An 18,378-nucleotide genomic window follows, 5' to 3' on the forward strand; every position below is an offset into this window, starting at 1 on the left:
GCTTGCCGGCTTCAAATCGGGCTTCATTTGTAGGGATCGGCCGCATCGCGCAACCCATCTCCCAAGAAGTTGAATGCCAAAATCACAAGAATGACCGGAATTGTGGGAAATAGGAGCCAGGGATAGAAGGCGATGACGCTGACGCTTTTGGCCTCGGTCAGGAGAATGCCCCAGCTGGTGATCGGGGGCCGGAGGCCGAGACCGAGGAAGCTCAGTGCCGTCTCGCCAAGGATCATGCCTGGGATCGAGATCGTCGCGGTGGCGATCAGATGCGACATGAAACCCGGCACGAGGTGCCTTCCGATGATGCGGCTGCTCCTCGCGCCCATCAGCTGGGCCGCAAGAACATAGTCCTCCTCGCGAAGCGCCAGCAGTTTCGAGCGCACGGCACGCGCAAGCCCCGTCCAGTCGAGAAGCCCGAGGATGATCGTGATCGCCAGGTAGATCAGAATCGGACTCCAGGTCGCCGGCATGATCGCTGCGAGCGACAGCCAAAGCGGGATGCTGGGGATCGACTGCAGGACCTCGATGACGCGCTGCACGATGAGATCGAAGACGCCGCCGTGATAACCGGCAAGGCCACCGATGACGATGCCGAGCACGAAGCTCACGGTGATGCCGAAAAGGCCGATCGTGAGCGAGATTCGAGCGCCGTAAATGATGCGCGAAAGCACGTCGCGGCCGAGACGGTCCGTCCCCAGGAAGAAGGCCTGACCGCCTTCCGCCGGGCAAACGAGATGCACGTTGCTGTCGAACAGACCCCAGAAACGATAACCGTCGCCGCGGCAGAAGAAGCGGAGCCGCTGCACGTCCTTGGTATCGTCGGCGTAGTTGCGCTTCAGCGTGTCCATGTCGAGCGTCATGGTCCGCCCATAGACGAAGGGACCGACGAACTTGCCCTCATGGAACAGGTGCACCGCCTGCGGCGGGGCATAGATGTAATCCATGTTGCGGGTGTGCAGATTGTAGGGCGCGAGGAACTCGGAAATGAGGATCGACAGGTAGAGCGCCCCAAGGAAAACACCCGAGACGAGCGCGAGCCTGTGGCGGCGGAACTTCCACCACATCAGGCGAAGCTGCGAAGCCTGATTGACGCGCACCTGCTCGTCCGTCATCGCCTCGACGGAATAGGGATCGAAAGGGGCCGTCGAAACATAGTGCGGCAAGGGCTCGCCGGGCGCCGGAAGAAATGACGTCACTTGGTGCTCCTGCCTTGCAGCCGAATTCGTGGATCGAGGATGGCGAGCGCGATGTCGGAGATCAGCACGCCAATCACTGTCAGGAAGGCGAGGAACATCAGGAACGAACCGGCAAGGTACATGTCCTGGCTTTGAAGGGCCTTGATCAACATCGGCCCTGTGGTTTCCAGCGACAGCACGATCGCGGTGATTTCCGCACCGGATATGATCGCCGGCAGGATCGAGCCGATGTCCGAGATGAAGAAGTTCAACGCCATGCGCAGCGGATACTTGACCAGCGTGCGCATCGGCGAAAGCCCCTTGGCGCGCGCCGTCACCACATACTGTTTCTGCAGTTCGTCGAGCAGGTTGGCGCGCAGACGCCGGATCATGCCGGCCGTGCCCGCGGCACCGACGATGATGACGGGTATCCAGATGTGCTCGAGGATCGATTTCGCCTTGGCCCAACTCATCGGCTCGGCCAGATATTTCTGATCCATCAGGTGGCCGATCGATATCCCGAACCAGATATTGGCGAAATACATCAGAATCAGCGCCAGCATGAAGTTCGGGATGGCAATGCCGATCAAGCCCATCAGCGAGAGGCCGTAGTCGCCCCAGCTATACTGATGGGTCGCGGAGTAGATGCCGATCGGAAAGGCGATCAGCCAAGTGAAGATGATGGTAACGAAAKAGACCAGAATCGTCAGCCACAAGCGATCGCCGACGACGGCGCTGACCGGCAGTTCGTATTCGAAGGAATAGCCGAAATCGCCCTGCAGCATGCCGCCAAGCCAATAGACGTAGCGCAGGACCGGCGGCTGGTCGAAGCCATATTCCTTCCTGAGCGCATCGATCTGCTCCATGTCGACGCCTTCGCCCTGCGCCTTGAGCTCGGCGACATAGCTCTCGAAGTAGTCGCCCGGCGGCAGTTCGATGATGGTGAAGACAAGAGCGGAAATGATGAGGAGGGTGGGAACCATCGCCGCGATACGCCAGAGAATATATCGCAGCATGTCAGGTTTCCTGCTCGATCCAGAAGGTATCGGTCTTGTAAACACCAAAGTAGGACGTGGGATCGAAGCCGTAGAGCGCCGTTTCCGGCACGTTGCGGAGCTTCTTCGCCACGAGGATCGGCTGCAGCGAGGCGTTGACGATACCGATTGAGAACACCTGGTCCGTATAGATCGACAGCATGCGGGTCCAAATCTCCGTACGCTCGGCATCTTCCGCCGAATGGCGCCAGCGTTGCAAGAGTTCCGTCAGCTCGACGGCGGCAGGAAGATCCGGCGCCTGGCCCATTTCGCCATGGGACAGATAGTTGAGCCCCCAGACCGGCCATTGCAGCTGGTCGTCGGCCGTGGGCGCCAGCTGCCCCGGGTTCATGCCGGGAGTGGGCACGCCGTTGTCGAGGCCGAACCACATCGACATGACGATCTCGCCGCCCACGGCGCGGCTGCGGAACGTGTCGCGCTGCGAGGTGCGGATGAAAAGCGATATACCGATCTTCTGCCAGTAGTCGGTGACAAGCTGAAGCACGTCCGTCTCGAGCGTACTTTCGCCCGCCGTTTCCACAACGATCTGCGCCGGCCGGCCATCGGAGAGAATACGAATGCCGTCACTGCCGCGCTGTATCAGCCCAACCTCGTCGAGCAGCGCATTGGCTTGGGCCGGATCGTGGGCGACCCACGCACTGGCGAACTCCGGACGGAACAGCGGGCTATCCGGCAGAACCGTGTCGGCGCTCTCCTTGGTCAGGCCGTAGAAGACGGCCTTGTTGATCTCGGTGCGGTCGATCGCGAGCGAGAGCGCGCGGCGAACGCGTACATCCTGCAGCAACGACCGCCAGACCGTGTCGGAGCAGTTGAGGTTGGGCAGGAGCGCCAGGCGCGAGCCCTGCGTCTTCTTCCAAAGCAGCACCTTCACCGGATACCGCTTCTCGGAATCCTTGAGGAAGGTATAGTCGACGAAGTCGAGGCCCGTGGCCTGCAGATCGCTTTCACCCGTGCCCGTCTTCGCCGGGATCAGTGCCGAGGAGCTGACGTTGAGCACGAACTTGTCGATATAGGGAAGCTGCAGCCCGTTCTCGTCCACACGGTGAAAGTAGGGATTACGCTCAAAAACGAACTGCTCGGCTGGAAGCGGTGTCGTGTTGCGCCACGGGTCGAGCGTCGGCAGGTCCGGGTTTTCAGGGCGATAGGAGCGTGCCATGCGCATATGGAGCTGGCTCCATTTCTTGACGCGCTGCTCCTTCATCAAGGCTTTGAGCTTGTCTTCTTCCTGATATTTCTCGTGGAATTGCTTGAGATAGGCGGAAGGCATCGCCACCAACATCGGCTGGGGCGCCGCAAGCTTCTGCAGGAAGTCCGGGTTTGGTGTCGACCATGTGTAGCGTACGGTTCGCTCGTCGAGCACTTCGAACTTTCCGGCCTCGCCGTCCATCACCAGCGCAGTCGGCAACCCGGCGGGGCTAAGCTTTTCGTTGTTGAGCACGTCGTCCCAGCAATAACGGAAGTCCTCGGCGGTCAGCGGCGTTCCGTCGGACCACTTGTGCCCTTCCCTCAGGTGGAAGGTGAAAATGCGGTCCTCGACCGTTTCGTAGCTTTCCAGGACATCCGCTTCGAGCTTCAGCGTTTCGTCATAGCCGACCAGCCGGGCATAGCCATAGATGGTCATGAGCCGGATGTCCTTGGCGCTGCCGATGATCATCGTCACGACGCCGCCATGCTTGCCGGGCGTACGCCCCAATGCCGCGACGTTGATGACACGCGGCGTCTTGGGCAGACGCTCGCTGAGCGGCGGGAGTTTGCCGTCGGCAATCAGCTTTTCCAGAAACGCCGGCTCGCCGCCAGCAGCCAGCAGCCGCACGGGAAATGCAACGGTTGCAAGCAATGCCAGTACAGTTCGGCGGGTGATCATGGCCGTAACTCCCTTGCATCCACGGACCGGTGCGCCAGCACGAAATGGTCGCCACCGAGATCGGTGGGGATGAGCGCGTCGCCAGCATCGTCCTCACGGAACTGCGGCCCCCAGCGGCGCATGTCCGATCCTTCGCTGTCCTTCAACCTGTCGAAGTCGAGCGGACGATCGAGATCCGGATAGGGAACGGCCGCCAGAAGCGATTTGGTATAGGGATGAACCGGCTTGCGCATCAGCACCTCGCGCGGCGCGACCTCGACGATGCGCCCGGCGCACATGACGGCGATGCGATCGGCCATATAGTCCACGACCGCAAGGTTGTGCGAGATGAACAGACAGGTGAGCCCCAGTTCCTTCTGCAGGTCCTTGAGCAGGTTGAGAATTTGCGCCTGGACGGAAACGTCGAGCGCCGAAACCGGCTCGTCGCAGATCAGCAGTTCCGGCACGAGCGCTAGAGCCCGGGCGATACCGATGCGCTGGCGCTGGCCGCCGGAGAAGCTGTGCGGATAACGGTTGACGAAGCGCTGGTCGAGACCGACGGCCTGCAGCAGCGAGCGCACTGTTTCGACGCGCGATTTCGCCGTGCCACGCCCGTGGATTTCCAAGGGCTCACTGAGGATGTTCTTGACCGTCATGCGCGGCGAAAGCGACGAGACCGGATCCTGGAAGACCATCTGGATTTTCGAGCGCAGTGCCTGCAGATCGTCGCCCTGAACCTTCAGGACATCCACAGGGCCTTTGCCATTGTCGAACGTCACAGATCCGGCGTCAGGCGTCACCGCCCGCATGAGGATCTTGCTGACGGTGGTCTTGCCACAACCGCTTTCGCCGACGAGGCCGAGACACTCGCCGCGGCGGATGTCGAAACTGACGTCGTCGACTGCGCGATGCAGCGTACTTTCCCCGCCGCCGAACCAGGAAGACTTCCGCGTCCCGTAGGTCTTCGAAACATTGCGGACGGAAAGCAGCACATCCGGGCCGGCGGGCTTGTTCGCTGCCGAGGTCCCGAGCAGCGTGCCGGCCTTGACCGATACTTCGCGTAGCGCCTTCAGCCGCTCTCCGGGCTTCATGTCGAAATGCGGGACCGCCGCCATCAACCCCTTGAGATAGGGATGCTGCGGGTTGCGGAAAATCGCCTCGACAGGGCCGGCCTCGACGATCTGTCCGTGATAGATGACCACGACCTCGTCGGCCATATTGGCAACGACGCCGAGATCGTGGGTGATCAGCAGCATCGCCATATTCAGCTTCACCTGAAGCTCGCGCAGAAGTTTCAGGATCTGCGCCTGTACCGTCACGTCGAGCGCAGTCGTCGGCTCATCGGCGATCAACAGCGCCGGCCGGCAGATCAGCGCCATCGCGATCATCGCGCGCTGACGCATGCCGCCGGAAAGCTCGAACGGATACATGTCGTAGGCACGCTTGGGATTGGCGAAGCCGACATAGCCAAGCAGCTCCTCGGTCCGTGCCCGGCGTTCCGCCTTTTCGGCATCCGTATGGATCTTCAGCACTTCGGAAATCTGGTTCCCGATCGTGTGGAGCGGCGACAATGACGTCATCGGCTCCTGGAAGATTTTGCTGATGCGCGTGCCACGCAGGCTGCGAATCTCTTCCCCCTCCCGCTCCAACGCGAGCAGGTCGATCGGCTTTGCCGCCGTAGTGGGATCATTGAACAAAATTTTGCCACCAACCCTCGCGACGTTGGGCAAAATGCCCATCACCGCCTGGCTGATTGCCGACTTTCCCGATCCCGACTCACCAACGAGCGCCGTGACCTTGCCGGGCAAAATCCTGAAATTTGCGTTGTTGACGGCTTGAACTTCGCCGCCGAGCACCGAGAATGTGATCCGCAGACCTTCAACTCGAAGCAGGTCCGCCCCAGATGTCATAGCAGCACGCTTCCCTCATCGCCTTTTTATCCGCCGCCTCTAAAAAAAGACTAGCGCAGCTTCAGAGGGCTGTCCAGCAGGCCGACTGCAACCGGAGCATTGCTCCTTGCATCTTCAGTCGGTTAGAGCGCGGGGCACGCCCCGGCCTTTAACACGTCGGCGCAATTCGGCGAGCGACGGAAGTCGTCGTAGAACAGCGTCCAGTCGGTTGTATCGGCCGCTCGGTAGGGGCCGAACTTGAAGTACTGGTTCTTGCCGAGCCCCTTGTCGTCGTGACCGACGTGACCGGTTACCGTAATGATCGGCTTGTCGTTGGCGAAGATTTCGATACGCCCGGTGCCATTCGCCCCCGGCAGCGTGTAGATCGCGAAATCGATCCAGCCGGATTTCGGATCGGGCAACGGATTGCCATGGCTCGTCACCTTCACGGCATCCGTGCAGCCATTGAAGAGGCTGCCGTCTTCCGGCTTCCAGTTGCTGTCGGCGGCCACCAGCATGCGCATCTGGTTGATGCTGGGGCGCCCCCACACGGGAACCTCGCCGGGCCTACAGCTGGCCGGCGTTCCTTCCGGACCGGATGAAAGCGGCGCGATGTAGTTCGTCTCCACCGTGGCGAAGAGCTTGCCGGCTTCGAGGCGCAAAGCCAGGAACGGGCTGAAATCGCCTTCGGCGCCGGGGTCGATCTCACGTTTCCACTGGGCGATCAGATAGCGATGGTCCTCGCTTGGGATCGGATCGGCAAACTTGACCGCGAAACCGTACCAGACCCCCTGGTCGTAGGGCACACGCAGCGCCGTCTTTTCCCAAATCTCGGCTCGCTCGCTACAACCGTCGAGGGAGTCCGGACACGTCGGAACGACACTCAATTTGAGCGCGCCGTTTCCGGTACGCTTGACCTCGTTCTGAAATTCGACCGTGCCCGCAGTCTGCTCGAAATTTTCGCGATAGTAGAGCCCACCTTCGGGCGCGAAATTCTGTCCTTCGAAGCCGTCTGACAGTTTGGTTTCCCACGGCTGCGCCATGGCGCCTCCGGCCATGGCGATGCTGGCGGCGACAAACACGGCTCGGAACATTCTTCCTCCCTACTGAAGCATCTTGTCGATAAGGCCGCGCGGCGGCTGAAGCGGACGAGTATTACGGTGAAGCAACATGACATGTTCCGCTTCGGAAAGTCCATCCTGCGACACATCGTCGAAGCGCTCGTCTGCCCTGGCAAGCAACGCCGCATCGTTGGGGTAGAGAATCGTGAACTTCTGCCGCACGCCGCGCAGTTTTTCCTGGCCGAGCGCGGTCCAATCCCCACCGCAGTAGTTGACGAAGGCTTCGCTCGCGACGACGCTGTGCGCATACTTCTTGGTGAGGTTCTGCAACCGCTGGACTTCGTTGACGGCCGAGCCGAAGGCGGAGAAGGTCAGCCGGTCGCGAAGGCCGACATTGCCGAACATCACGTTGCCGACATGCAGTCCGATGCCGTAGCCGATCGGATCACGCGCTTGCTTGCGCCTTTCGCCGTTCAGCATCTCCATGCGCACGGTTGCTGCGCGAACGGCTGCGAAGGCTTCGCGGGCAGCAAACTCGGACGGCTCCTTGTGGCGCCCACACGGATAGACGGCGATGAACCCGTCACCGACGAAGCTCAGGATATGGCCGCCATTGCGATTGAAGGGGGCAGCAATCGCATCGAAATAGGTGTTCAGCGTCTCGATGTAGGACTGCCGCCCTTCCTTTTCCGCCAGCATCGTCGAGCGGCGCATATCGGCCATGACCAGGATCGCACGTACGGTTTCGCCATCGCCACGACGCACCTGGCCACTCATCACGCGGCGGCCGGCGCTGGATCCGAGATAGGTGGTCAGCATATTGTCGGCGAGTTTTCCAAGCACCGCCATCTTGGCGGCGACTGCCAGATGATGCTGCAGTTTCAAAAGCGCCCCAATCACATCGTCGGTAAAGCCGCCGTGGCGATCCGTCGTCCAGGATCCGACCATGCCGTGTCCGGAATCGGCACCCAGTGACTGCATGAAGGCCAAGTAGTCCGTCGCACCCATCTCCTTGAGATCATCAAAGATCGGGAACTCGGACGGCGTATCCTGATAAAGGCGCCGCCGGACATGTTCGAGATTGTTGTTGAGCAGGTAATAATACGGGCTCTGGAGAAAACGTTCGGGATTGAGCGCCAGCTCTTCGTGCCGGAGGCCACTCACCTCGACGCCCTTGCCGCGCACCCAGGTGAAGCCAAGTGCGTCGTAAAGCGGATGCAGCATCGAAAAGGAGAGGTGAACGCGCATCAGCGGCAGACCGGCGGCTGCCAGCCGCTCGCAGAAGCCTTTGACGATCGTTTCCAGCGGTGCGTCGCTGAGCGACGTCCGCATCAACCAGTCGGCAACCTTGTCGATGAGGATTTCGGATACGTTGTCGTTTGTCGGGGCCATTTCGCGTCCTCATCATGACAGACCGTCCCACGCCAGCATCCGGAGACGACGAACGCCCCGGCAAATTGCCGGTCCAAGTTCGCGGTGGATGATGATGAGCCGTGCCCGTTAAGAAAATGCTCCAGCCGTTCCGGCGTCGATGACGTGCAGGCACCCGGAAAGCGGGACTTATCCTTTGCAGATATTGATCCCGCCCGCCGATTTCCAGAGGCCAGGCAAAGTTTTTTCGCGCGAAGATTTGATAGTCGGCTCATGGGCCAGTCCCGCGGCGCGACGCGGTGCCTCGCTTGACTTGGGGCTTGTTTCTCTCCAACAAACCACGACATGTTCGCGCGACGCCGCCCGTCTGTCCACGAGATCCGGAAAGCAAAATTGACCTCACCTCACTTCGAAACCCTGCTCTCGTCCATCTCCGCCTTCAGCGCCAGGGTTGGCGTCATCGGACTTGGCTATGTCGGCCTGCCACTCGCCATCGCCGCTGCCCGCGCAGGCTTTGCCGTCACCGGGTTTGATATCGATCCCAACAAGATCGTCGCGCTCGATGCGGGCAAGTCCTACATCGCCGCCGTATCGGACGCAGCGCTTGTGAAAGAGAGCAGTGCCGGCCGCTTCCGCTCGACAACGGACTTTCAAAGGCTGGCGGGCTGCGACGTCATCATCATCTGCGTGCCGACGCCGCTTACCAAACACCGAGACCCGGATCTTTCCTTCGTCGAGAAGACCTCCCGCGCAATCGCTGCGACACTTCGGCCAGCACAACTTATCGTCCTGGAATCGACCACCTATCCCGGGACGACCGATGGCGTCGTGCGCACCATCCTTGAGGAAACCGGGCTCAAGTCCGGCAGCGACTTCTTCGTCGGCTTCTCCCCGGAGCGCGAGGACCCCGGCAATCCGACCTATGAGACCGTCAGCATTCCGAAGGTCGTCGCCGGTGATGGTCCGCAGGCTTCGGCGCTGATGGAGTGTTTCTACGCAGCCGTGGTGAAGACCGTCGTGCCGGTCTCTTCCAACGCCACGGCGGAGGCTGTGAAGCTCACTGAGAACATCTTCCGCTCTGTCAACATCGCCCTCGTCAACGAATTGAAGATCGTCTACGAGGCAATGGGCATCGACGTATGGGAAGTGATCGAAGCGGCAAAGACCAAGCCGTTCGGCTATATGCCGTTCTACCCCGGACCGGGGCTCGGCGGCCACTGCATTCCGATCGACCCCTTCTACCTCACCTGGAAGTCGCGCGAATTCGAGCTACCTACGCGCTTCATCGAGCTTGCCGGCGAGATTAATTCGGCCATGCCCCGCCATGTGGTCAGCCGCCTGGCCGAGGCCCTCGACCGCAAGGCGGGCAAGGCGCTCAGCCGTTCCAACGTCCTCGTGGTGGGCCTCGCCTACAAGAAGAATGTTCCGGACATTCGCGAAAGCCCGTCGCTGCGCCTGATCGAATTGATCGAAGAGCGCGGTGGGCGCACCGCCTATCACGACCCTTACGTCGCCGAGATCCCGCCGACGCGTGAATATGGCGCCTTGAAGGGCCGGCGGTCCGTCGTGCTCGACGCGCAAACGCTGGCAGGGTTCGACGCCGTGTTGATTGCCACCGACCATGACCAGGTGGACTACGCCGCCCTTGCGGCCGCCGCGCCGCTCGTCGTCGATACGCGCAACGTCTTTCACCGCAACGGGCTGACCGGCGAACATATCGTCAAGGCCTGACCCGCACGGATTCGCCGAGGGCCGCAAACCGGACGGAATCTCGGTGCCGTTGCTAGGCAGTCTGAACCCGCGCCAGCGTTGCCTTGAGCTTGCTTGCGGCGACCGCATAGCCGCCTGACGCACCGTCGACGAAATGCATGTGGTCCCGCGTCATCGGCGTCGGCACGATACAGGTCATGAGCGCGGAATCCTGCTGATGCAGTCCATAGTGCCCGACGCCCGCGGCCTCGGCCTGCTTTAGCCGCGCTTCGATCCGTTCCAGCCGTTCGGCGCTGATGTCGACCGTCATTTTCAGTCCGTCGTCGAACTTGCGGAAATCCGTGTTGTCAGCGAGGTCACGGCGGTAGCGGCCCGTGTCGAACGTCCCGAGATTCCACCCCATCTTCAGACATACAAACAGCGCCAGTGTCTGCACGGTGATGAAGCAACGGGCGAAAAAGCGCTGCCCCTTCGGCGCCACGGCCCGCGTCTCAGCGTCGATGCCCTTGAAAGAGAACCGCGGCCGCGGCCCAAGCTCTGGAACAGGATGACCGTTGCGCTCTTCCTCGTCAGCCAACGCGACAATATCGGCGATCAACGCCTGGAACTCCGGTCCATCGCCCTTCTGTCCGGGCACGGCGATGATCGAGGCTATGGTGCCATGGCGGGACTCGATCGGGTTCCAGCGACAGGAGAGCCCGGCCAGATCGGGCCGGGTGCCGGCGGCCGCAGCACCGACGGGATAGCGTCCCGCCTTCATCGCCGCCTCCGCCCAACTGGCGCCGCCGCCCGCAAACATCGCATAGAAGACTTCTTCGCTCGCCTTGAAGCGGGCGACGCGCATGTCGAGGCCGTTGGCCCGGATGTCACTGACCGGCACCAAGGCGGCGCGCAATTCGAGCCCAAGCTCCTCGGCCACCCAGGTCTTGACGGCGGAAAGTGCAGCGCGTGCGCGGCCCTCCATTGGCGCCGGCAGCGCGGCGAGGGCGCCGTCACCCCCGAAAACAAAGGGCATCGACTTTTCTTCGAGCGCGTTCATCAACGCCGATATGACGCTGGCGCCCGCCATATTCACAGTTTTGTAGCGGCCTTCGGCAATCGCACCGGTCGAGTTGACGATGTCGGCAACGGCAAGGACCCAGCCGTCCGGCAGCGGGCGATAATTCGCCTCGTCCGCCACCCCCTCGAACGCATCGAAGAGAGGTACGCTGTCGTAGAACCGCCCGTCCGTTGCCTCAACCATGCGTAACCTGTTCCCTGCGTTACTGCGTTCGATAGACAATCCACGTAAGAGCGCAACAAAAAGTTTCATATGCCGTTGCTAAGGGCGAGCCATCGATCCGGCGATTCCCGCTGATACGCTGTTCCGTCGGGCGATTTTCAATCGGTCACTCTTGGCGACGCTAAGGTTACTTTCCAAATAATAACCCATGGCATTGCAGGGGTGTGGCCATCTGTGCTTGTTTAACAGTCACACAAGGATCAAAATGGTCCGAGCGTGCGTAGTGAAGCCGAAATGAATGCGTGACGACAACTTTCGAGTGCGGTTCTGGGGCGTAAGAGGAAGTTTGCCGGTATCCGGCCAACAATACGTCGCCTATGGAGGGAATACGTCCTGCATCGAGATTCGATGCGGCAAGGACGTTTTGCTTTTCGATGCAGGGTCTGGAATACGTGAGGCCGGTTACTCGCTGATCGCCGAAGGTATCGACCAGTTCGACCTTTTCTTCACACACAGCCACTATGACCACATCATCGGCCTCCCCTATTTCAAACCGATCTACAAGTGTCAGAATTCGGTGCGCTTCTGGTCCGGCCACCTGCACGGCACTATGACCACGAAGGAAATGATCCGCGACTTCATGCGGCCGCCGTGGTTCCCCGTGGATCCGGATATCTGTCAGGCAAGCCTCGACGGCATGGATTTCAAGCCCGGTGACGTCCTGACGCCGCGCGCGGGGATCACGATCCGCACAACGAGCCTCAATCATCCCGGCGGCTGCGTCGGCTACCGCGTCGAGTGGAACGGTCGCGCCGTCGCTCTCGTCTACGACACCGAGCATGAGCCCGGCATTCTCGATCCCGCCGTTCTTGAACTGATCGCCGGCTGTGACCTGATGGTCTATGACTGCACCTATCTCGAGAGCGAGATGGACCATTTTCAGGGCTACGGGCACTCGACCGGCATGCATGGCGCGCGGCTGGCAATGGCCGCCGACGTCAAGCAACTCGCCATGTTCCATCACGATCCGTCCCGCACCGACGAAGCGCTGACGGCAATGGAACGCGACGTTCAGGCGACCTTCGCCGGCGCCTTTGCCGCCCGCGACGGACAGATCATCGAGCTGTAGTAATCTCGCGGCCGGCGAGCCAGCGACAGGCCGGGTGCCTGCTCGTCGCCGCGAAGAGCTTTTCGAGGAACGCCCAGACGCCCTCGTCGTGAACCAGATGATGCGTCAAAACGCCGATCGTGCGGCCCTTCTGATCCGCCCTTTCCTCGACATCCCCGCAGACCTGCCTAAACCTTGTAATGATATCGGCGACGATCGATGCATGGTCGCGACAGCCGCGCGTTCCGCGCCAGTCCATGACGTCCACATGGGTGTTGGCCAGCTTGAACGGCGACGGCTTCTCCGGCCCGAAGACCGAAAGCACCGTGAACCCGATTTCGGGCAAGGCATCCAGGAGAGACTTGTCGATCCGGTTCCACGGAGGAACGAGCATCGGCACGAAACCAACAGGGAAAAGCGTCCGCAAGCGGTCGTAGCCGAGTTCGAGTTCGTGGAGCACCGCGGCCCGCGGCCGGTGCGCGCCGAGTTCCTGCTTCTTTTCTTCAGGCGGGGCATGATTGCGATGCGCCCATCCATGTACGGCGATGCTGACATGCGCGAGCCCATCCAGACGGCGCGCAAGCGCTTCGTCGGTTAGGGCCGGCGGAACGGCGAGAACGACGGCAAGCCCGTGTCTGTCGACCAGCGACAGCAGACGATCGAGCGCCACCGTCGGCTCGGCTGCATCATCGTCACGAAGCCAGAAATCCACCTGCCGGCCTGACGCCGCGATGCGATCGAGTTCCGCAGCAAGGCGCTGCCAATGGACTTCCTCTGTCATCTCGGCGTCTCCAGGAATTCATCGAATATCGAGCGAAGCCGTCGCGCGGCGGCGTGAAACGAGCGCTCCTCGTGAACGAACCGCCGGGCGGCTGCGCCCAATCGCCGGCGGCGAGCCGGATCCTCGATCAGGTCACGCATCGCCGCCGCATAGGCGGTCACATCGCCATCCGGCGTCAGCAGCCCAGTCTCGCCGTCTCGCACCACCTCGGGCACGCCGGCCGTGTGTTGCGCGATTACCGGCAGGCCGGCAGCCTGCCCTTCGAGATAGGCAAGCCCATAGGCCTCGCCGCAGCCGGGCCACACATAGAGATCGCTGCTCGCCAGAATGTCCGGCAATTCGGCTGCGTCTTTTTCGCCAAGCCATACCAGTCGCTCGGAAGGCAAGGCCGCAAAGGCTTCCATGACCTCGTCGCGACAAGGTCCGTCACCGACGATCGTCAAGGTCCAGGCGGCATCCGCAAGGTGCGCCAGCGCCTGCGCCAGCATGCGGTAACTATCCGTCTTGTCGCCGCTTCGCATCATCGCGACCACGACCATCCGGCAGGCGGCACCAACCGACGGCTCGCTCTCACTGAAGGGAGACGCGTCGATGAATGGCGCGAGCATCGCGTGCCGACACGACGGTGCGGCTTCGAGAAGGCCATCGCGGTCGCGGCGCGTCAGGCAGATATTGACGGCCGCCTTCTCGATGGCGGCAAGAACGCGGCGCTGGGCAATGGCCCGGACACCCTCGTTCCGCCGCATCGAGTAGGACGCTTCTGCGGTGACATAGGGAATGGAAAATTCGTCCGCGAGCGCGGGCCCGAGAAGGTCGGGCGCCTTGTAATAGGGATGGTAGCAGAACCAGAGGTCGGGTGCGCCCTCGTGGCGCCAGAGCTTCCGAAGGCGCGCGGTCTCGGCCTCCGCCGCCCGTTCCAGTTCGGCAAATTCCTCGTTCGACGCCTTGGCCGTGAAGCTGCGCAGGTCCGATGCAATCGCAACCGCATGTCCATCGGCCCGAAGTGCTGCAATCAGCATGCGCGCCATCAGGCGGTCGCCGGAAGGCACCGGATGTTCGGGCGATTTCAATGGTGCGTAAAAAGCGATCTTCATCCGCTGCGAGCTATCGTGTGTCGACGCGGGACTGTCAACCAACCAAGCCCGGGACCCATGCCCCGTTCATCGATCGATCGGCAGATCATAGTAGTCGCGACGGATGAGTTTCAGCGTGCGGTCCGGCTGAATGACATAGGTCTCCTGGACGAAACTGTTGCCGCTGGTGAAACGGTGCGGGACGATGCTGCCCACGGGCGCCTTCGTCAGCTTCGTCCGCGGCTGGCCTCCATAGGTGATGCTGCCGGGGATCGGTTCAAGATCCGGGGTCGTGCAGCCCGCAAGTGTCAGAGCGCAAAGGCAAAGGAAGGCCGCCGACCGTCTCACCAGCGAGTTGCTCTTCACCAAGACCATTTCGAGACCTCCACTACTGGCGAGCAACACCTGCGCCTATGGCGCGGTGGTCGCCGTCTTGTTTTCGATTTTCGTCGCGGCCGTGTCAGCATCATGGGCCGCAAGCAGGCTGTAAGCGACATAGTACTTATAGATATTGCTGACATATTGAACCGTCTCGCGCCCAACGATCGCGGCCGCGGCATTTTCGACATTGCCGAACCAGAGGTTCGGATCGAGCCCCATTTCGCTGGCCTTTGCCCGGAACTTCCGCAGGTTCCCGGGCCCGGCATTGTAGGCCGCGAAGGCAAACAGCAATTGGTCGCGCGGCGTCACGGCCGGATCGTTGATATAGGTATCGACCAGGAAACGCAGGTATTTCGATCCGGCTTCGACGTTCAGATTCTCGTCCTTATCGATACCGCGGATGTTAACCGCCTTGTCCGCCGCAGTCGACGGCAACAACTGCATGATGCCGACCGCGCCACGCTGGCTGCGCCGGGTCTGATCGAGTTGCGATTCCTGGTAACCCTGCGCCATCAGCATCAGGTGATCGAAAGAATAGGTGCTTCCGTGCTTGCGGAAGATCTCGACGAGTTGCTTGAAACGTTCGACGTCATCAGGCGCATAGGCCCGCTTCAGCATCTTGTCACCCTTGTAATAGGTGTTTCTCAGGATGTTGCCAAAGGTGGTGCCGATCTTATGGCCCTTGACGAAGTCATCAAGAACGGCCTTGAGCTTGGGGCTGTCTTTGCGGATTGCCCAGGCGATTTCACCATGATCCGAGACGGCAATATCCTCTCTCACCTTGAGGTCGGTGAAGACCTTCGACCAGATATTCGCCTTGTACATATCGACGACGGTCCATGGCAGCAGTCCGGCGTTGATCATCTCCAGGACGTCTTCGTCCTCGAGATTCTCGTCCATGTCCTTCAAGGCAATCGGTGCGCGACCGGACTTTTCGAAACCGGCGCTGAGCGTCGCCAGGTGTTCGTAGTAGCTGCTGGAGCGGCGCACGTGGATTTCCTGTCCGCTGAGGTCGTCAAGGCTGGCGATCACGGGCGCCGAAGGGCCGGTGACCAGAACCTCCCTCGCTTCATCGTAGAGCGGAGCGGTGAAATCGACCTTCGCTCGCCGCGCTTCGGTGATCGTCAGGTTGGCCATGACGATATCGCCAAGCCCTTCTTCCAGTGCCGAGAGAAGCTTCGCCCGCGGCATCGGCACGAAACCGACGCGGATCTTGTCGATCTGCTTCTTGCGGCTCTTGTTGAGTTCGTTCTCAAGCGCCGTCCCGAATTCGACGGCCGTGCCCAGTTGCTGGCCCCGATCGATGAAGTAGATCGTCTTGCTGAACGGCACGATGATCCGGACGATGCGTCGCTTTTCCATCCCGTCGAAATCGTCCTTGTGCGGGACAAACATCGACCGGACGAAGGCTTCGTCCGACTGCGCCCAGGCGCCGCCGCCCGCACACAGCACAAGCAGCACCAATCCCACAAGCAGGCGTTTCATGATCGGCCTCCCAGCCCCGAGAAACCTTCCCGATGGATCCTATTCCTCCGGCGCACCGCCTTCGGCGAGGGCCGCGGCGGCATTCTTCTTGGCGATCGCGTCGCGGGTCGCAGCGGCGGCCGCAACGGAATGCTGCTGCTCGTCGCCTGCCACCTGCACCGTCGGCGATGCGAAGCTGATGCCGTTTTCCTTGAAGGCTTCCTTGATCATCACCTGGGCCCGACGCCTTACCTGCGTCTGGTTCCCCGGCTTCGTCTTCATGGCAAAACTCAAGGTCATCCCGTAGTCGCCGAAATTCTCGACGCCCTTCATCTTGACCGTTTCCAGGATCAACGGCCCGACATCAGGATCCTCGAGCAGCTTGGCGCCAATTCCCTTCACCAGCTTCTTCACCTTGGCGACATCAGCGTCGAAGGAGACGTTGATCAGGAACTTGTCGATCACCCAGTCACGGCTCATGTTCTGCACCGCGCCGAGCGAGCCGAAAGGTACGGTAAAGACCGGGCCGCGGTGATGGCGCAGCTTGACGGAGCGAATGCTGAACGATTCGACTGTGCCCTTGTAGCTGCCGCTCTGGATATACTCGCCGATGCGGAAGGCATCGTCCATCATGTAGAAGATGCCGCTGATGACGTCCTTGACGAGCGTTTGCGAGCCGAAGCCGATGGCCACGCCGAAGACACCGGCACCGGCAATCAGCGGGCCGATTTCCACGCCGAGTCCGGAGAGCACCATGAGCACCGCCACGACGGCGATGAAGGCCGCGAGAAAATTGCGCAGGATCGGCAGCAATGTCATCAGACGGGTATTGCGGGCGCGCTCCGCCGGGTCCTCGGTCGCGTGATTGGCCTGCTTGACCCGCAGATTGATGAAACCCTTTACGAGCTGCCAGATGAGATCTGCCGCCAGCAGAATGACGATACCGGCGAGCAGCCCGCGGACCACGCGGTTGAAGGCGTCGTCATGCATCATCGCCGTCGCACTGACCTTGAAGACCAGCGCCAGCCAGCCAGCCGCCAGAGCAATGACCAGCAGTCGGGCGCCGCGCTCGATCAAGATGTTGCGCATCACATGCACGTCGTCTTCGGCGGAAGCCTGCAGCAAGGTTTTGGTGAAGGCGCTGGTGAAGCGCAGCAACGGCGGCATGCCGATCAAGTAGAGGCCGATCCAAAACAGGACATCCATGCCGGCGACCCAAAGCATCCACAAGACGATCAGGAAGGCGACCAACAGGACGTTACCGACAATGCGTCGCGAGCCAATGACGGTGCCGACGGGCCGACGCACCACCGTCACGATCCCGAGCACCAGAACGACGAGACCGAGGGCAGCGGAGACGAGATCATGTACGTCATCCGAAATGGATAGCGCCCGCATTGCATCGCCGACGCCCCATACCAGCGCCGCAGCGCCGATCAGCCACAGGCTGTGCCGGTGCCAGAAGCGGGCATCATCCGCCGTCAGCGACATGTAGCCGACCCGCCCGTCTGCACTCTCCTCGCTTGCCGGCCCACCGGTCAGCACAGCCGCGGCGATGATCATCAGCAGGCGGGCGCCGATCCAGGCACCAAGCAACGGTGCGATCGTCGCCTCCAGCCTCGGAGGCCAGTCGGCGATCGCGAGCACCGATATGCTGGCGGCCGCGAAAACGATGAGCGGCAGCACCCGTGTCAATATCGTTCGGGCCGGCACCGTCAGGACCGCGCCCTGAAGGCTGCGCTTCAGCACCCAGCGCAAGAGATATTCGGCGCCATAGCCGATCAGCAGGATGAAGAAGAAACCCTTGAGGATCGGAGCGGCGCCATGGTTCTCCATGTCGCCAGCCAGGCGGTCCCGCGCGGCCTGTATTTCCGGGAGAACGCGCGGCACCGCATTGCTGATGCCTGTCAGGTGGTGCCTGATTTGGGCTGTCCATCGGGCGACGATACCGGTCGCCGGCGCCTCAGCCTCCGCCGCAGGGGCGGCAGGTGCCTGTTTCGCCGAAAGCCACTGCTTCACCTCAGGGTCGTCAAGAAGCTGGATCAGTTGCTGGACCTTGGCAGGCGGCGCGGCGGGTGCCGGCTCCTGCGCAAATCCCTTGGCGACGGGTCCGAAAACGATTGAAAGCAACACAAGAAGGCCGAAAAGCGGCCCCAGAAAACGATGCGACGACCCGACACAGCCCATGCTTACCACCCCCACCGATCATGCCGGTCCCCCGACCGGCACGATTCTCAACTTT

General features: G+C 61.5%; 14 protein-coding genes. 2 read left to right on the forward strand and 12 right to left on the reverse strand.

What is annotated here, in order from left to right:
• Positions 1 to 23 precede the first annotated feature (23 nt).
• The 6 genes from AB4Z53_RS10740 to AB4Z53_RS10765 all read right to left on the reverse strand — a co-directional run bounded on the left by AB4Z53_RS10740 (position 24) and on the right by AB4Z53_RS10765 (position 8,418).
• Positions 24 to 1,199: an ABC transporter permease gene (locus tag AB4Z53_RS10740; RefSeq protein WP_441595783.1), complete on the reverse strand. Its 1,176-nt coding sequence runs from the start codon at positions 1,197 to 1,199 to the stop codon at positions 24 to 26.
• Positions 1,196 to 2,194 (reverse strand): ABC transporter permease, encoded by a 999-nt coding sequence (locus AB4Z53_RS10745; RefSeq protein ID WP_441595784.1) that lies wholly within the window; start codon positions 2,192 to 2,194, stop codon positions 1,196 to 1,198. The genes AB4Z53_RS10740 and AB4Z53_RS10745 overlap by 4 nt, the downstream gene beginning before the upstream one ends.
• 1 nt (position 2,195) lies before the next feature.
• Positions 2,196 to 4,097, reverse strand: a complete 1,902-nt coding sequence (locus AB4Z53_RS10750) for an ABC transporter substrate-binding protein (protein ID WP_441595785.1) — start codon at positions 4,095 to 4,097, stop codon at positions 2,196 to 2,198.
• Positions 4,094 to 5,986 (reverse strand): ABC transporter ATP-binding protein, encoded by a 1,893-nt coding sequence (locus AB4Z53_RS10755; RefSeq protein WP_441595786.1) that lies wholly within the window; start codon positions 5,984 to 5,986, stop codon positions 4,094 to 4,096. Before AB4Z53_RS10755 ends, AB4Z53_RS10750 begins: the two co-directional genes overlap by 4 nt.
• A gap of 122 nt (positions 5,987 to 6,108) precedes the next feature.
• Positions 6,109 to 7,059 carry a polysaccharide lyase gene (locus AB4Z53_RS10760; protein WP_291155534.1) on the reverse strand — a complete coding sequence of 317 codons (951 nt, stop codon included), beginning with the start codon at positions 7,057 to 7,059 and terminating at the stop codon, positions 6,109 to 6,111.
• A 9-nt stretch (positions 7,060 to 7,068) separates the two neighbouring features.
• Positions 7,069 to 8,418 (reverse strand): adenylate/guanylate cyclase domain-containing protein, encoded by a 1,350-nt coding sequence (locus AB4Z53_RS10765; protein WP_441595787.1) that lies wholly within the window; start codon positions 8,416 to 8,418, stop codon positions 7,069 to 7,071.
• Between the two features lie 372 nt (positions 8,419 to 8,790).
• Here AB4Z53_RS10765 and AB4Z53_RS10770 point away from each other — a divergent pair, with 372 nt between their 5' ends.
• Positions 8,791 to 10,128: a nucleotide sugar dehydrogenase gene (locus tag AB4Z53_RS10770; RefSeq protein ID WP_441595788.1), complete on the forward strand. Its 1,338-nt coding sequence runs from the start codon at positions 8,791 to 8,793 to the stop codon at positions 10,126 to 10,128.
• Between the two features lie 52 nt (positions 10,129 to 10,180).
• Here the strand turns inward: AB4Z53_RS10770 and AB4Z53_RS10775 are convergent, their stop codons facing one another.
• Positions 10,181 to 11,350 carry a DUF3095 domain-containing protein gene (locus AB4Z53_RS10775; protein ID WP_441595789.1) on the reverse strand — a complete coding sequence of 390 codons (1,170 nt, stop codon included), beginning with the start codon at positions 11,348 to 11,350 and terminating at the stop codon, positions 10,181 to 10,183.
• A gap of 277 nt (positions 11,351 to 11,627) precedes the next feature.
• Between AB4Z53_RS10775 and AB4Z53_RS10780 the strand changes: the two genes are divergently transcribed.
• The gene (locus AB4Z53_RS10780; protein ID WP_441595790.1) at positions 11,628 to 12,458 is read left to right on the forward strand and encodes an MBL fold metallo-hydrolase; all 831 of its coding nucleotides are present in this window, start codon (positions 11,628 to 11,630) and stop codon (positions 12,456 to 12,458) included.
• Here AB4Z53_RS10780 and AB4Z53_RS10785 read toward each other — a convergent pair.
• From AB4Z53_RS10785 to AB4Z53_RS10805, 5 genes are all read right to left on the reverse strand, one after another.
• On the reverse strand, positions 12,445 to 13,218 hold the full coding sequence (locus AB4Z53_RS10785) for a polysaccharide deacetylase family protein (protein ID WP_441595791.1): 774 nt from the start codon (positions 13,216 to 13,218) through the stop codon (positions 12,445 to 12,447). The genes AB4Z53_RS10780 and AB4Z53_RS10785 overlap by 14 nt on opposite strands.
• Positions 13,215 to 14,312: a glycosyltransferase family 4 protein gene (locus AB4Z53_RS10790; RefSeq protein ID WP_441595792.1), complete on the reverse strand. Its 1,098-nt coding sequence runs from the start codon at positions 14,310 to 14,312 to the stop codon at positions 13,215 to 13,217. Before AB4Z53_RS10790 ends, AB4Z53_RS10785 begins: the two co-directional genes overlap by 4 nt.
• A gap of 66 nt (positions 14,313 to 14,378) precedes the next feature.
• Positions 14,379 to 14,666 (reverse strand): hypothetical protein, encoded by a 288-nt coding sequence (locus tag AB4Z53_RS10795; protein ID WP_223728598.1) that lies wholly within the window; start codon positions 14,664 to 14,666, stop codon positions 14,379 to 14,381.
• A gap of 36 nt (positions 14,667 to 14,702) precedes the next feature.
• On the reverse strand, positions 14,703 to 16,157 hold the full coding sequence (locus AB4Z53_RS10800; RefSeq protein ID WP_441595793.1) for a transglycosylase SLT domain-containing protein: 1,455 nt from the start codon (positions 16,155 to 16,157) through the stop codon (positions 14,703 to 14,705).
• 39 nt (positions 16,158 to 16,196) lie between these two features.
• Positions 16,197 to 18,323, reverse strand: coding sequence for a mechanosensitive ion channel domain-containing protein (locus tag AB4Z53_RS10805; protein ID WP_441595794.1), 2,127 nt, complete (start codon positions 18,321 to 18,323; stop codon positions 16,197 to 16,199).
• Positions 18,324 to 18,378: the final 55 nt, after the last annotated feature.

The sequence above is a fragment of the Ensifer sp. 2TAB8 genome (assembly GCF_052115125.1).
Lineage (GTDB): Bacteria > Pseudomonadota > Alphaproteobacteria > Rhizobiales > Rhizobiaceae > Ensifer.